Genomic DNA, 15,255 nt, shown 5'->3' on the forward strand with positions numbered 1-15,255 from the left:
AGCTTGGATGGAAGCCAACGACCACGCTCGAACAGCTGTGCCAGATGATGGTCGAGGCGGACATCCGGCGTAACGAAGCCGGGTATTCGTTTTGAGCGTTCTGAGCGCTTTGAGCGTTCGGATATCGGCTTCGCCTGACTGAAAGCGGAACGGCCGGACGCGCTGTGCGCTCGCGTGATTGGTGCGGCCTTTTGTGCCGCTGCGCCGCCGTCTTGTTTGACTCATCGACCTCGGGACTCCTATGAACACGTTCTTTGTTCTTGCGCTGAAAACCGCGCTGCTCACGGTGGTCATGTATCTCTCGGTGAGTGCGCTGGGATGCTCGCCCATCGTTTCTCTCGTGCTCGCATCCATTCCGCTGGTTTTCATGTTGCTCAGTGTGTACACGGGCTTCGCCTTTCGCCTCGTGGCCTTCGTTTTCCTGGTTGCCTGTGCGAAGACCCTGATCGTGGGCGAAAACCTGACGGGCAAACAGGTCTCCAGTGCATTGGGGAGTGCGGCGAGCGAAGTGCACGAAACGCTGCGGGCTGTAAAGCCCTGAGAAAACGCATCGGCAGACGCAGTGCGAGTGTGGCGATTCCTTCGTTAGGGACGAGCGAAATGATTCCGGGCGGTTGGCGGTATTTCAAAGACATGAACGTTCTACTGCTACAGGGGCCGGTGGGTCCGTTCTTCTGGCGTCTGTCGAAACAATTGAAGGCCGCCGGTGCACACGCGGTTGACAAGGTCAATTTCAACGCGGGCGACTGGCTGTTCTTTCCGAAGCGATCAATCAGCTACACCGGATCGCGAGCCGACTGGCCCGCCTTCTTCGAAACACTCCTCGAGCAGAAGAAAATCGACGCCGTGCTCCTGTTCGGCGATTGCCGCGCCTATCACGCTGCGGCAGCGCGGCTCGCGCGAAAGCGTTCGATCGAAGTGTGGGTCTTCGAAGAGGGCTATGTGCGGCCCGACTTCGTCACCATGGAGCGGGACGGCACCAACGGCCATTCGAAGGTGCCGCGCGATGCCGGCTTCTACGAGTCTCTGCCCGATCAGTCGGACGTGCCGGAGCAGCAGGTGGGCAACGTGTTCGTGTGGCTTGCATTGTGGGGCGCACTGTATTTTCTGGCCGGATCGCTCGGTGTCGCTCTCTTTCCGCATTACCGCCATCACCGGCGGCTCTCGCTTCTCGAAGCATGGGTCTGGGTTCGCGCCGGCTGGCGCAAGCTCGTCTACGCAGTACGCGAACGAAGCACGACACGACGGCTCACCAGTGCATTGAGCCAGCAATTTTTCCTCGTATCGCTTCAGACTGCGACCGACTCGCAGATTCGCGTTCATTCCCGTTTCGAGTCGATGGAGCCGTTCATCCGCGAGGTTATCGCCTCCTTCTCGCGGCATGGACCAGGCTCATGCGCGCTCGTGTTCAAACATCATCCGCTGGACCGAGGGCACGTCGACTATCGCCGTTTCATCCGGCGCGTATGTGCCGAACATGGGGCCACGGGCCGCGTGTTCTACATCCACGACCAGCATCTGCCAACGCTGCTCGCGCACGCGGCAGGGCTCGTCGTCGTGAACAGCACGGTCGGGCTGTCGGGTATCCATCACGGGCTGAGCGTGAAAGCGCTGGGTGACCCCGTGTACGACATCGAGGGACTCGTTTTCAAGGGCGAGCTGGATGCGTTCTGGCAAGCGGCCGGCTCCTTTGTTCCTGACATGGCGCTGTACAGGCGCTTTCGCCGCTGGCTGATCGATCACACGCAGCTGAACGGTAGCTTTTATGTGGGCGATGTCGAGTGCGACATGTCCCGTTCGTCGTCGCGTTCCGATGAACCCGCAGTTGAAGCGGCGCGGCTCCTCGCGGCGCACAGACACACGGCCGCGCTGCCGGACAGCGACGGGTCGTCCGTGGGCCTTTCGCCAGAAGAGGAGGCCGCGTGATGACGAACGTGACGGAGTGGACCAGCGCTGCGCCGTGTCCTTTGCGCCTCGATGTGACGCGCCTCGTTCATCGTTGGGTTCGCGGTATTCGCCCCACAGGCGTCGACCGGGTCGGGCTTGCCTATGTGCGCCGCTATGCCGGGCAGGCGCGGGCCATCGTGGCCATTCGTGGCGTTCCCGTGGCACTGACACACGGCGCATCGAATCGCTTGTTCCGGCTGCTGCTGGGCGCGAGCGAGGGCGGTGGTCCAACGGCGCCGTCGTTGAGCGCGCTCGCGAGGGTATTGGGGGGATCGGGAATGTCCCCGTATCCGCTCTCATGGCAGGGCCGGGAAACGGTGCTCCACACGGCGCATTCCGGCCTCGAATACAGCCGGTATTTTCGGGCGGTGTTGTCCGCGGGCGCGCGTACGGTGGTCATGGTGCATGACCTTATCCCGATCACGCATCCGCACTATTGCCGGCCGCTCAGCGTACGGCAGCACGCCTCGCGAATGGGTACGGCACTGCGATTTGCTGCGGGAATCATCACGAATTCGCAGGCGACGCTGCAGGCATTGACGGCATTTGCCGACGAGCATGGGCTCCCTATACCGCCCACCACGGTGGCGAGGCTTGGCGTTGACGTTAAGCCTTTGCCGGTGTCGGCGGGCAGCGACATCGCCCGCGCCCATTTCGTCATGGTGGGCACCATCGAGCCCAGAAAGAACCACTGGTTCATCCTGCACCTGTGGCGCGAACTCGTCGCACAGTGGGGCAACGCGGCGCCGCAGCTGGTCATTGTCGGACGGCAGGGGTGGAAGTGTGCCAACGAACTCGACATGCTCGTTCAATGTCCAGAGCTTCGAGACGCGGTGGTTTATCTGCCGGATTGTCCCGACGCGACGATGCTTGAGCGGCTTCGTTCGGCAAGAGCGCTGCTGTTCCCTTCGTTCGTCGAAGGATACGGGCTGCCGCTCGCAGAGGCGCTGTCCATGGGTGTGCCGGTGCTCGCCAGCAACCTTTCGGTGTTTCGCGAGATTGCCGGCGACGTGCCCGACTATCTCGATCCCCTCGATGGGGCAGCGTGGCTCGCGCGCATTCGCTCCTATGCCCAACCGCACAGCGAGGATCGCGAGCGGCAGGTAGCGCGCGTGGCCGGCTTTCGCAAGCCGACGTGGTCGGAGCACTTTGCCGTGCTCGAAACCTTTCTCGACCGGCTCGCATGATGGACGCGCACACGTACTGGCGAGTCGTGCATCAAATGCACCGCAACCGGCAAAAAAACGCGCCGATGTCTGTATGGAACGGGCCGCTTCTGGAGGGTTCGCCAGCGTCGCGCAAACGGCTGTCGTGGTTTGAAGTCCCTGCCGCAAGGTCGATTTCCGCCTCGTTCGTCGAGGCATTGAACGCTGTGCTGGATGAAGACGGAAAGCGCGCGTGCGAGGACGGGTGGCGTGTGCTCATGAACCGGCTGCTGAACGCCTACGCCGGCACCGCGTCAAGCCACGAGCCATTTGCTCTGCGTGCCGCCGGGTCCCGCGGCGGGGCGGCCGTCGTGATCATGGACGAACGCCTCTCGTCGCCCGATCCTTTCTCGGGCTCGGGCCGGCAGCGACGGGAAGCGTTTCGCCAACTGCTTCAGGCCGCGAAGGACGAACATCCCGACCAGACGCTATGGATCGTTCGATCCAGCGACCCCGGACGCGGTCTGTGGCTTTCGGGCACGGTACTGCCGCCCGCGGACGATGCGTGCCTGACGACGCAGGTGGGGCGCTTTTGTGCGTTGCTTCCGGACGTGCAGCATGTGTATACGCTCGGCGCCACCGAAGGCCTGTATGCGCTGCTGCGCGGTGCCGCGGTCCATGTCTTTGGTTCGCCCTATTACGCGGGGTGGGGGCTGACCGACGACCGTCAGCCTCAGTCCGGGCGCCGTTCGTCGCCGACACGGGAAGCGTTCTTTCACGCCGTTTTCATCCGACTCGCGCACTACCTGGATCCGTTCACGCATCGGGAGGGGAAGCTCGATGCAGTTGTCGCCAGCATGGAATTGCAGAACGAAGTCGCGCGACGCTATGGCGATATCCAGTCCGTTGCCGCCTGTGGATTCCAGTGGTGGAAGCGCCCGTTCATCAAACCGTTCCTTCAAGCCGGCAGTGCGAAAAAAATTCGTTGGGTCAGAAGACCCACCGGTGCGGTAGCGGGCGACCCTATCGCCACGTGGGGCGTACGCGAAGTGCCGCATTCAAGCGGTACAAGCGTTACAAACGGTACAAGCGGTACCGCCCCGCGACTTTTCATCGAGGACGGTTTCCTTCGCTCGTGTGGTCTGGGTTCGGATCTGTGCGCGCCCTGCAGCCAGGTGATCGATCGCAGCGGCCTCTATTTCGACCCGCACCGTCCCGGTGATCTGGGTTCGCTGCTCAACCACGCGACCTTCGACGACGCCGAACTCGCCCGAGCGAAGGCATTGCGCGAGCGTATCGTCGCGGCCGGACTGACCAAGTACAACCTCGGGCGCCAACGTCCCGCATGGAGTGCCCCGGCGGGCGTGCAGATCGTGCTGGTGGCGGGACAGGTGGCCGACGACGCCTCGGTGCGGCTCGGTTGCCCGGGGATCAACACATCCGAAGCGCTGCTTCACGAAGTGCGCAAACGGCGACCTGCCGCATGGCTCGTGTACCGGCCGCATCCCGACGTGCTCGCGGGCAATCGCAGGGGGGCGATCGAGGTTCCCGCATTGCATGACAGCGTGGACGTGGTCGATACGACGGCCGACATCGTGTCGCTCATCGAAGTGGCCGACGAGGTCCATACATTGACCTCACTCGCGGGTTTCGACGCACTGCTACGTGGCAAGAAAGTCTTCACCTACGGCATGCCCTTCTACGCGGGCTGGGGACTGACGCACGACGCGATTGCCGACATTCACGCACGAAGCAGGCCGCTCACGCTCGACATGCTGACTGCCGGTGCGCTGTTGCGCTATCCGCTGTACTGGGACTGGACGCTCGGCCGCTTCACCACGGTAGAGGCAATCGTCTCCCAACTTTCTGCGCAGGCGCAGCGGCGGCTCTCCCCGATACAACTGACGCCGCTGCGTGCCGCGCGCAAAGCATGGCGCTGGCTGCGCAACATCGCCATGCATCTGGCGCAAGACGGCCTCTCCGGTATGCGTGCCTCACACGCGCGGGTTCTCTGCATTCACGACGGCTATTGGCCACAACAAAGGGAGGAATAAATGCCGATCTATCCAGTCATCCTTGCGGGCGGGAACGGAACCCGCCTGTGGCCGCTGTCGCGCGGCAGCTATCCGAAGCAGTATCTGTCGCTCACCGGCGAGCAGAGTCTTCTGCAACAGACGGCGATGCGCGCGGCACAGCTTCCCGACGCGGTCTCGCCCATCGTGATTGCGAACAGCGAGCAGCGTTTTCTCGTCACCGAGCAATTGCGACAGGCCGACATTGCGCCGCTAGCCATCGCGCTGGAGCCGGTGGGGCGCAACACGGCGCCGGCCATCGCCGTGGCGGCGCTGCTCGCGCTCGAAGACTCTCCCGAAGCGCTGCTGCTCGTCTTGCCGTCGGATCACGTTATTTCGGATTGCAGGGCATTTACCGATGCGGTGGGAAAGGCATCTCTGGCCGCGCAAGCGGGTCACCTCGTCACGTTCGGCATACGGCCCACAGAACCGCACACGGGGTATGGATACATTGCGCGCGGGGCGCCGCTCGAAGGGATGCAAGACGTGTTTGCGGTCGACCGTTTCGTAGAGAAACCCGACATGGAAACAGCGAGCGCCTTGCTTGCCGATGGCGCCTATCTGTGGAACGGCGGCATGTTCATGATGAAGGCCTCCGCCTGCCTCGAAGAGCTGCGCCGCTGCGAACCGAAGCTCGTGGCCCAAGCGGAAATGGCCTGGTGGCACGCCAATCGAGACGGCGGCTACGTGTTCCTCGACGAAATGCACTTTGCCGCGTGCCCGCGCATCTCGCTCGACCACGCGGTGATGGAGCGAACCGACCGGGCCGCGGTGGTCGTGGCCGACCGGATCGGCTGGAGCGATATCGGGTCATGGAGCGCGCTGGCCGACCTCGCACCGGCGGACGCGGACAACAACGTCCTGCTTGGCGACGTCGTAGCAGAGGGCGTGTCGCGCAGCTACATCCGCGCGGAACACCGGATGATCGCGGCCGTCGGCGTGGACGACCTCGTGATCGTCGAAACAGCGGACGCCGTGCTCGTGGCCCGGCGTGACTGCGTACAGGACGTTCGCAAGATCGTGGATGCCTTGAATGCGTCCGGCCGCGGGGAGTCCGTTGCGCATCGGCGCGTGGTTCGTCCTTGGGGATCGTTCGAAGGCATCGATCGCGGCGACCGCTTTCAGGTGAAGCGGATCGTCGTGAATCCCTCCGCCCAGCTGAGCCTGCAGATGCACCACCACCGCGCCGAGCACTGGATCGTCGTCAAGGGCACCGCGCTCGTCACCAACGGCACGCAGCAAATCATGCTGAGCGAGAACCAGTCCACCTATATCCCTGTGGGGACCACGCACCGCCTCAGCAATCCTGGAAAGATTCCGCTCGAACTGATCGAGGTTCAGTCCGGGGCGTACCTGGGCGAAGACGACATCGTGCGGCTCGAAGACACCTATGGCCGGGCGCCGGCAGGTTAACGATTTGCAACGTGGGCGGCACCGCCCTGGCTGCTGAAGCGAGGGCTGACGGGGAGCGCGAGCCGGCCCCTTGCCCATTGAATGAAGGCTCGATATTGGGAGAACGCGAATGAAAAGACTGGTCCTGGCAAGTGTGGCGCTAAGCCTGCTTTCGTCGGTGTCGTATGCGCAGAGCAGTGTGACGCTCTATGGCCTGGTTGACGAAGGTTTCGACTTCACCTCGAATGTCGGCGGGAAGCGAGCCTATCAGATGGAGAGCGGCATCCTGCAGGGCAGCCGGTGGGGGCTCGCAGGAACGGAGGATCTGGGTGGCGGCATGCAGGCGATCTTCCGTCTCGAGAACGGCTTCGACCTCAATAACGGAGCGCTGGGGCAGGATGGCCGGATGTTCGGCCGGCAGGCCTACGTGGGGTTGAGTTCCACCACGGCCGGCACGCTCACCATGGGGCGTCAATACGACTCCGTGGTGGACTACGTCGGACCGCTAACCGCCAACGGCAGTTGGGGCGGGGAGTTTTTCTCGCACCCGTTCGACAACGACAACACGAACAACTCCTTCCGTATCAACAACTCGATCAAGTACACAAGCCCGTCCTATAGCGGGCTGCAGTTGGGCGGGCTCTATGGCTTCAGCAACGATCCCGGCGGCACGAAGACGAACCGCGCATGGAGTGCCGGTGGGTCATACAGCAACGGTCCGCTCGTGATCGGCGCGGCGTACCTGAACGTCAACCGGCAGGCCAGAACGGCGTTTGGCGCCGTGACGGACGGCGATCCTTTCGCGACGGCCGGATGGCAGCGTGTTGCGGCGGCGGGCGTGAACTTTCTGATCGGGCAACTCACGCTGGGCGGCGCCTTCTCCTATACGAACGTTCACAACCTCGCCGGATTCTCTTCGATGATTTTCCAGAACTACGAGGTGAGTGCCCGGTTTGCCATGACACCGGCGTTTTCACTCGGAGCGATGTATGACTACACGCACCTGAGAGAAGGCGTGCAGACGGGCGGCGTCGCAAAGGGACACTGGCACGAGGGTGGCGTGATGGCGGACTACGCGCTGTCGAAACGGACCGACGTCTATGCCCAGGCCTTCTATCAGCAGGCAACCGGTGCGGCCGGCCCGGCGTGGATTGTCGGCACCACGGGTGCCGCGTCGGGAGACCATCAGGTTGCCGCGCGCGTCGGCTTGCGGCACAAGTTCTGACCGAAACAAGGCATCGTGCCCGACAGCATGCCGCTCGTCCCGGTGTCTGTCGGGCTTCCCGTTTTGCCACAACACTCGATGGGTGTGTACGTGAAAAAGATCGTCTTCCTGCATATGCATAAAACGGCCGGGTCCGACATCGTCGCCCAGCTTTATCAGGGCCGACTGGGCAGATACTTCTTTCCTGAAGACCTTCGCGCAGCGCTTGCGTACCTTCCTGCCGACATGCTGCGCGACTATTACTTCTTTTATGGTCATGCATTCCAGCGTCACGAGATCAATAACATCCCGGGCGAGAAGTTCGTCTTTACCCTGTTGCGAGACCCGATCGAACGACTGATCTCGCACTACGAGTGGCTGGGCAGCTACAGGCTGGATATTCCCGCACGTGTGATTCCTCAGCCGGAAACGATACCGGTCAAGACGATGACCTGCGACGGGTTCTTTTCATCCTTGCTCGTCGATCGCATACCGGCATTCAACAATTACTACACGCGCACGATCTACGAGTTCTTCAGAGGCGAACGGACCGACGACGTGGAGCAGATGTTGAAAGTCGCCATCGAAGGCCTGGAAGCGTTCGACTTCATCGGCCTGCTCGACTGCTATGGTGAATCGCTCGACCATCTCGGCCGGCTGCTCGACGTCCGGCTCGAGGATGCCGCGGTGAGGCCGCGTGTGAACGCCACCATTGCGCTGCCGGAGGAAAACGAACTTCACGAAGGGGGAGCGCGGTTTAAGGTCTCCGCTGCCACGTTCGCGAAAATCGTCGAAAAAAACTGGGCCGATATCGAGTTGTACCGCCGTGCGCGCGAGCTGGCACGAACCAGGTTCGATCTGCCGGCAAACCGGTTTCTGTCCGGTTTTCGTACACAGGGCGTGCTGCACAAGGGCTACGACGACGCGCGTTTTCACATCGACGTCGAAGGCTATCTGCAATTCGGTCCCTACGAACGGCTAAACGTGGGAGCCTACAGCTTCACGTTCCAGCTTCGAGCAGGGCGGTATTTCGGTGAGCCGCGCACTCTCGCTGCGGATACGGTCGTTGCGGTGCTCGATGTCGTCGGGTCGGACGGCAGCGACCGGGAATTCGCGAGGCGGGAAGTCACGTGGGGCGAAATACGCTTCGATGCCTTTGAATCCTTCACGCTTCGCATCGACGCGGCGCTGCCCGTGTCGGCGCTCGAGTGCCGCATCTATTCGACGGGCGCGTGCGAACTCGAAGCGCCGCCTGTCCTTCGGATGGACCGGGAGGAGGCCGGCGAAAAGGTGCTGGAATTGAGGTTGACCACCGTGTCGGGTTGATGCGCGTTTCTCTGCAAGGCGGCGGCGCGAATTCCGCCGAATTCGCCGCCGCATCCGCCGCCAAATTCGCCGCGGCATTCGCTCAGCTACGGCGATCGTCGTGCGCCATCATCAGCGCGCGCATCTGTGTCCACATGCCGAAATAATGAACGATAAAGCTGCGTGGGCCGCGCATGAACCACGGCGTATTGAGCAGCAGCGGGCTGCCGATCAGGTCTTCGTCCAGCAGGTTGTGCTGACGCATCACTTCGATGAAATAGAACTGGTCGCCGTTTCCGGTATAGACGCCTGAGCGGTCGGGCAGCGCGGCGATGCGCTGCATCAGCGCGGCGAGCATCGCGAGATTGGCGTCGGTACGCCGGAAGCCCATTACGCCCGCATTGAAGGGCCACTGCCCAATGTCTTTCGCCAGCCATTGCGTGCGTTCGGCGAGCAGAGGTTCGAGCGGCTGGTCGTGATCGGCAATGAGTACGTCCGCATCCACCCAGATCACCCATTCATGGTGTGCCAGATAGGCATGCAGCAGCCACGGCTTGAGCCAGTTGCCCGTGCCCGGCAGCCCCACCTCCTGCGGCATGTCGCGATGCACGTACAGCGTATAGCCGTGACGCTCGCAGTAGCGCCTGAAGCTGTCTTCGGCAATCCGTCCGTAGCAGGCGATATCGGGCGTGTAGAGCGTGACGAGTGCGACGCGATGGCCGGGCTGAAACGTGCTGCGCTCGGGCATGGGCGCGACGTCGCCGGGCAGGGCAGCGGCATCGAACAACGCCTCGCCGCGCAGCTGGCAATGATTGATGTGGCCGAACAGGGCGTCGCGAAACCTCGGCACGATGCCGAGCTCGGGCGGCGAGTGCATCGCAGCGTCCAGACTGATCGCGAATGCCGGCACCACGCTCCAGCGCGGATCGACATTCGGCCCCGCCGGCATGACCGCATACACGCCGTCGATGGTTTCGTACCACGGCAAGGCGGGCACGGCGTCGAGCAGCTGGCTCTCGCTGACGAAGGCCTCGCCGCCCAGCCGGCATTGCGTCGCGAGCCCGCGCACGCAGGCGCGGGCCGCGGGCGTATTGCGCCATACCTGCACGTTGTGCTGCACGCAGGCAGGGGACGTGGCCACGAGCAGACGGTCCCGGCCCTCCATCAGACGGGATAGCGCAACGGGCCAGACGACGGCGGCGTTCTCCGTGAGCAGCAGCACGAGGTGGTTTTCTGCTGCCGCGTCCAGCGCGGCCAGCAGGCATTCGTAGCGGTGCAGCGCCTGAAGCTGCGGCCCCCTTGGTCCGCTGCTCATGTCGATCCAGCAATGCCGGTAGCCGTGCGCGAATGCGTAGTGCCGGTGATTCTCTAGACTCGCAGGCGCGGGTTCCGTGAAGCACGAAATGACGGTGACTTCATCGGAACCCGTATGGGCGGGCTTCGGAGACAGGGCTGACGGGAGGCGCGTCGACATGGGTCAGGCGCGGCCCACGCCCGTGCGTGCGCGACTGGACCACGTGTCGGCCACGAGTGGGTAGATCAGCCCGGCGAGGATGGCGCCGGCAAGCGGCGCGGTCCAGAACAGCCAGAGCTGGTCGAGTGCGGCGGGACCGGCGAAGAGCGCAGGCGCAGTTGAACGGGCGGGGTTGACGGAGGTGTTCGTCACAGGGATCGACACGAGGTGAATCAGCGTGAGGCACAGCCCGATGGCGATGGGCGCGAACGGGCCGGCGCCGCGAGCGTCCGTGGCGCCGAGAATGACGAACAGAAAGAACGCCGTCATGACCCCCTCGCAGACGAACGCGGCCGCCATGGAGAAATGCCCGGGCGAGCGGTCGCCGTATCCGTTCGACGCAAAGCCGCCCGTCACGGCGTCGAAGCCGGGGTGACCCGATGCAATGAACCACAGCACCGCTGCGCCAAGCACGGCGCCCACGAGCTGGGCGCCGACGTAGGGCAGCAGATCGCGCACGGGAAAGCGGCCCGCCACGCACAGTCCCACACTGACGGCGGGATTCAGGTGGCAGCCGGATATGTGGCCGATGGCGAAGGCCATGGTCAGCACGGTCAGTCCAAATGCCAGCGACACGCCGGTAAATCCGATGCCGAGTTCCGGAAAGGCTGCCGCCAATACCGCGCTGCCACAGCCGCCGAACACAAGCCAGAAGGTGCCGAATAGTTCTGCTGCAAGACGCCGGGATAGCGGCATGTCGTTCTCCTTTGGGGTTGAGGGAGTGTTGCTGCGTGTTTGGCCTGTGGTCAGTCGCCCGTGATCAGTCGCCGCGAACGCGTTGCGTCGTGCCGGCATGCGGTTGCAGTGCGCGCTTGACGGTGCGCGGGTGCACGTTGAAACGGCGCGCCACTTCCCCGATAGGTGTGGTTTCCAGCAGCGCGATGGCCTGGCTGCGCTGGGCATCCGTGAGTGACGGCTTGCGGCCTATCGTGCGGCCCCGTGCGCGCGCCGCGTGAATGCCCGCGCGGGTTCGCTCGCTGATCAGGTGGTGCTCGAATTCAGAGAGCGCCGCCATCATGTGGAACATCAGCAGGCCGCCCGCCGACGTCGTATCGATCGATTCGGACAATGAAACAAATCCGATGCCGTGGCGCCCCAGCCACGCAATCAGGTCGATGAGCTTGCTGAGCGAGCGGCCAAGCCGGTCGAGCCTCCAGACCACGAGCGTGTCGCCCGCGGAAAGCTTCGCGAGGGCACGGTCGAGCCCGGGGCGGCTGAAGTCGGTCCCCGACACACCTCGGTCGGTGAAGAGCATGGTGCAACCCGCGCGACGCAACGCGTCCTGCTGGAGGGCGAGGTTCTGCTCTTCGGTGGAGACCCGCGCATAGCCCATTTTCATGACGAACCTCCGACATACCGCGATATTGCGGCGGCGGAGCGGCACAAAAGAATGCAGTGCGGGCGGCACGCCAGTTTTGAATATTCATATTGCATAAACGATGAGTAAACGACTGGAGGGTGCGGGTCTTTGCCGCCACCCCGCGACAAAAACTTCATCTGGTCTCCTTGGTGTTTGGCTTTGCCGTTTCTCCGGCATTTGTCAGAGATTGCAAGATGGCTCGCATTCTACTGGACAAAAAGGTTCCCTTTTGTCCGACCCTTTCAGCGCTCAATAGCGTCCTTATTCCACGGGCCTTTGAGGCGGATCAGGTTTTTTTTTACCAATTTGGCACAAAGGAACCCTTTTGTCCGACCTGTGGAAAAGCACGGCAGTGCTTCGAAAAAGACCGCTAAAGAGAAGTTTTGACAGGTCCGGAGAAATAGATGAACGACATGGATTTGGCAGGGGAAGTGTTCAATGCGATGCGCGAATCGCGTGTCGTATTGCGTCGCGAGCCGGTGTGCAGCGTTTCCGGTGGCGAGGGCATTCTCTATTACGAATGTCTCTCGACCGTAGTCGATTCCCGTGGGCGCCAATTGCGCGCGGCCCAATTCATTCCTTCACTCGAGCGGCTCCTGCTCATTCGCGCTTTCGACCGGCATGTGCTTAGGCAGGCCGTCACGCTGTTGCGAGTCATGCCGGACGTGCGGCTGGGCGTCAATCTTTCTGCGCAGAGCGCCGTGGCCGACATCGCCTGGGAGGCGATGCTTCATCAGATCGAGTGCACGCCTGACGTTGCCGCGCGGCTCGTGGTGGAAATCACCGAAACCGCGCGACTGGACACGCAACGGGGCCGGCGTTTCGCGCAACGCCTCAAACAGGCCGGATGCCAGGTCGCGATCGACGACTTCGGCGTGGGCTACGGCGTAGATACCGCGATCGGCATTCACTCGCCGGACATCATCAAGATCGACGCATCGTTCGTGGCCGCAGCACGGCGTGGCGAAGCCCATGCGGCACGGCTTCGGGCAATGGTGAAGCTGGCAGGAAGCCTTGCTCCGCAGGTGGTGGTGGAGGGCATCGAGCAGGAAACCGACCTTGCGCATGCCCGCGATGCCGGGGCGCGGTGGGTGCAGGGCTGGCTTTTCAGTCATGAGCGTACGGGTAGCGGTGTCGGGCAGCAGAAGCATTAGCGCCGTACCGGGTGCCAATAACCAGACAGAGGGACAAGAGGATGGGCACAGCGAGAGACGGGAAAAGGCCGCGCGTTGAGGGCGGCGCAGGGGCGACGGGGCTGTCGGGCAGCGAGTTCCTGGACGGACTCCTGAACCTGGTGACGAGCTTCGGTGCAGGCACGGGCGGCCGGCCTGCGCGGCTCACCCGAGCGGATGCGGAGCACTGCATGGAGCGGTTTCGGATGTCGGTCCATCTGCTCCTTGCCCATCACCTCGGCGACGAATGCGGCCGCGTGACGAGCGCGTACGACGTAGGCATTGCGACCGGCTTCTACGGGTGGCGGTCGATGATCACCGTGGGGTTGAGAAGCCAGCACGAGGTACGTCGCGCTCGGATGGAACCGGGTGGGTTGCGCGCCTGGCTGCTTTACTCAGGCTACCGGCACGGACGAGAAATTCAGGCGTGGGCGAATAACGACTGAGGGAGCAAGGCCGTAATCGGAACGGGAAGCGTCCTACACGTTAAGTATACCTAAGCGAATCAGCGACGCATGAACAGTAATGTGAAGTTCAAAGGAAGGGGGGAATATGAACACAATCTATAGGACGGTCTGGAACGAATCGCTCGGGACTTTTGTGGCGATTTCGGAAATCGACAAATCGGGGGGGAAAGCAAAAGCGGGTGTCTCATGCTCCATATGGGACCGTCGCACCGCAAGTCCGTTGCCAGCCGCTGTGGGAGGAGAAAATCCCTCCATCAGTCTCATTTCGGTTGCCGTGACCCTGGCATTTGGTGGCGTGGCGACTTTTTTTTCCAGCGAATCGTTTGGCCAGGCCACAACCCTGTCCGGTTGTAGTAATGCTTCGGCGAACACAACTTACGGCGTGGCCATCGGCTGTAACGCGACTGCTTCGGCTAATTCTGCCGTCGCAATTGGTTCCCTGGCGACCGCTTCTCAGACCAGTTCGATCGCGCTCGGGCAAGGATCGACGGCCGGCGGCGGCGGACTGTCTATCGCTATAGGCGGCGGTGCCATAGCTGCAGCACAAGGGGCGGCTGCATTTGGCGCAAGTGCGAGTGCATCAGGTACCAACTCGGTCGCTCTGGGTATTCTTTCCGGCGCCACGGCTGATGCTGCCGTTCGGGTTGGTTCGGCAGGTGTGGCGTCGGGCGTAAACTCCACAAGTGTTGGCGCCAATGCTCGAGCGCAGGGCCTGGACAGCACCTCTGTCGGCCAGGCCGCACACGCGTATGGCGACAACAGTACGGCCGTAGGGCAATCGTCACTTGCCGACGGGCTCAATTCAATGACCGTCGGCACCGGTGCGACTGCATATGGTCAGAATTCGTTCGCGGGCGGTACAAATGCCGTCGCAGGCGTAAGCGGCAGTACGACGGTCATCAACGACATCGCGCTGGGCAACGCGGCCTCTGCGGTGGGCGGCAACTCGATTGCAGTGGGCACGACCGCGGTGGCGAATGCGGCAAACGCAGTGGCGATAGGTAACACGGCGACGGCCACCGGGGGAAAGGCCGTATCGATTGGTTTTGCAAACACCGCGAGCGGCAATGGCGCGGTCGCGATCGGCGATCCGAACTCGGCCACGGGCACGGGCGCAGTGGCGCTGGGCGCGAACAACACCGCGAACGGCACGGGCGCATTGGCCATCGGCAGCGCGAACTCGGCCACGGGTACGGGTTCGCTCGCACTGGGCAGCGCGTCGACGGCGGCAGGCAACGGATCACTGGCATTGGGTTCGGCGGCGAGTGCCGCGAACGCGAACGACGTTGCGCTGGGTAGCGGCTCGGTCACGGCCGCGGCGAATCCGACCTCCACCGGCACGGTAGGCGGCACGACGTACAGCTACGCGGGCACGAGCCCGACGAGCGTGGTGAGCGTGGGCGCCACGGGTGCCGAGCGGCAGATCACGAACGTGGCCGCCGGCCGCGTGAGCGCGACGAGCACGGACGCCATCAACGGCTCGCAGCTTTATGCCACCAACCAGGCGGTGAACTCGCTCTCGACTTCGACCTCCACGGGCATCAGCTCGCTGTCCACGGGCCTGTCGAGTACCAACAGCACGGTCAGCTCGCTCTCCAGCAGCACGGGATCGTTGTCGAGTTCGGTCTCCACGGCCACGAGCAGCATCGCGTCGCTCTCCTCGTCGACCTCGACCACA

General features: G+C 63.1%; 13 protein-coding genes. 10 read left to right on the forward strand and 3 right to left on the reverse strand.

All coding sequences use genetic code 11. From position 1 onward, the window contains the following. The first annotated feature begins 241 nt into the window (after positions 1 to 241). The 7 genes from PXJ20_RS32240 to PXJ20_RS32270 all read left to right on the forward strand — a co-directional run bounded on the left by PXJ20_RS32240 (position 242) and on the right by PXJ20_RS32270 (position 9,086). Complete coding sequence (locus PXJ20_RS32240) at positions 242 to 541, forward strand: hypothetical protein (protein ID WP_421030891.1); 300 nt, start codon at positions 242 to 244, stop codon at positions 539 to 541. Positions 542 to 633: 92 nt separating this feature from the next. After that, positions 634 to 1,926 (forward strand): capsule biosynthesis protein, encoded by a 1,293-nt coding sequence (locus PXJ20_RS32245; protein ID WP_421030892.1) that lies wholly within the window; start codon positions 634 to 636, stop codon positions 1,924 to 1,926. Next, complete coding sequence (locus tag PXJ20_RS32250) at positions 1,926 to 3,134, forward strand: glycosyltransferase family 4 protein (RefSeq protein WP_421030893.1); 1,209 nt, start codon at positions 1,926 to 1,928, stop codon at positions 3,132 to 3,134. Before PXJ20_RS32245 ends, PXJ20_RS32250 begins: the two co-directional genes overlap by 1 nt. A 236-nt stretch (positions 3,135 to 3,370) precedes the next feature. Beyond that, a complete protein-coding gene (locus PXJ20_RS32255) occupies positions 3,371 to 5,146 on the forward strand; it encodes a capsular polysaccharide biosynthesis protein (RefSeq protein ID WP_421030894.1) in 1,776 nt (591 codons plus the stop codon). After that, positions 5,147 to 6,577 carry a mannose-1-phosphate guanylyltransferase/mannose-6-phosphate isomerase gene (locus tag PXJ20_RS32260; protein ID WP_421030895.1) on the forward strand — a complete coding sequence of 477 codons (1,431 nt, stop codon included), beginning with the start codon at positions 5,147 to 5,149 and terminating at the stop codon, positions 6,575 to 6,577. 109 nt (positions 6,578 to 6,686) lie between these two features. Next, a complete protein-coding gene (locus PXJ20_RS32265) occupies positions 6,687 to 7,781 on the forward strand; it encodes a porin (protein WP_421030896.1) in 1,095 nt (364 codons plus the stop codon). 15 nt (positions 7,782 to 7,796) lie between these two features. Then, positions 7,797 to 9,086 carry a hypothetical protein gene (locus tag PXJ20_RS32270; protein WP_421030897.1) on the forward strand — a complete coding sequence of 430 codons (1,290 nt, stop codon included), beginning with the start codon at positions 7,797 to 7,799 and terminating at the stop codon, positions 9,084 to 9,086. A gap of 82 nt (positions 9,087 to 9,168) precedes the next feature. On the opposite strand, the gene PXJ20_RS32275 is transcribed toward PXJ20_RS32270, so the two are convergent. The 3 genes from PXJ20_RS32275 to PXJ20_RS32285 all read right to left on the reverse strand — a co-directional run bounded on the left by PXJ20_RS32275 (position 9,169) and on the right by PXJ20_RS32285 (position 11,917). Then, on the reverse strand, positions 9,169 to 10,539 hold the full coding sequence (locus PXJ20_RS32275) for a galactosyl transferase GMA12/MNN10 domain protein (RefSeq protein WP_421030898.1): 1,371 nt from the start codon (positions 10,537 to 10,539) through the stop codon (positions 9,169 to 9,171). A gap of 3 nt (positions 10,540 to 10,542) precedes the next feature. Then, entirely contained in the window at positions 10,543 to 11,274 is a 732-nt protein-coding gene (gene aqpZ / locus PXJ20_RS32280) for an aquaporin Z (RefSeq protein ID WP_421030899.1), read from the reverse strand. A 64-nt stretch (positions 11,275 to 11,338) separates the two neighbouring features. After that, entirely contained in the window at positions 11,339 to 11,917 is a 579-nt protein-coding gene (locus tag PXJ20_RS32285) for a recombinase family protein (RefSeq protein ID WP_421030900.1), read from the reverse strand. A 425-nt stretch (positions 11,918 to 12,342) separates the two neighbouring features. Here PXJ20_RS32285 and PXJ20_RS32290 point away from each other — a divergent pair, with 425 nt between their 5' ends. The 3 genes from PXJ20_RS32290 to PXJ20_RS32300 form a co-directional block, all read left to right on the forward strand. Then, positions 12,343 to 13,092 carry an EAL domain-containing protein gene (locus PXJ20_RS32290; protein WP_421030901.1) on the forward strand — a complete coding sequence of 250 codons (750 nt, stop codon included), beginning with the start codon at positions 12,343 to 12,345 and terminating at the stop codon, positions 13,090 to 13,092. A gap of 41 nt (positions 13,093 to 13,133) precedes the next feature. Next, entirely contained in the window at positions 13,134 to 13,556 is a 423-nt protein-coding gene (locus tag PXJ20_RS32295) for a hypothetical protein (RefSeq protein WP_421030902.1), read from the forward strand. A gap of 106 nt (positions 13,557 to 13,662) precedes the next feature. Beyond that, a partial coding sequence (locus tag PXJ20_RS32300) for an ESPR-type extended signal peptide-containing protein (protein ID WP_421030903.1) occupies positions 13,663 to 15,255 on the forward strand: 1,593 nt, incomplete at its 3' end.

The sequence above is a fragment of the Paraburkholderia sp. A1RI_3L genome (assembly GCF_048957895.1).
Classification (GTDB): Bacteria; Pseudomonadota; Gammaproteobacteria; order Burkholderiales; family Burkholderiaceae; genus Paraburkholderia; species Paraburkholderia kururiensis.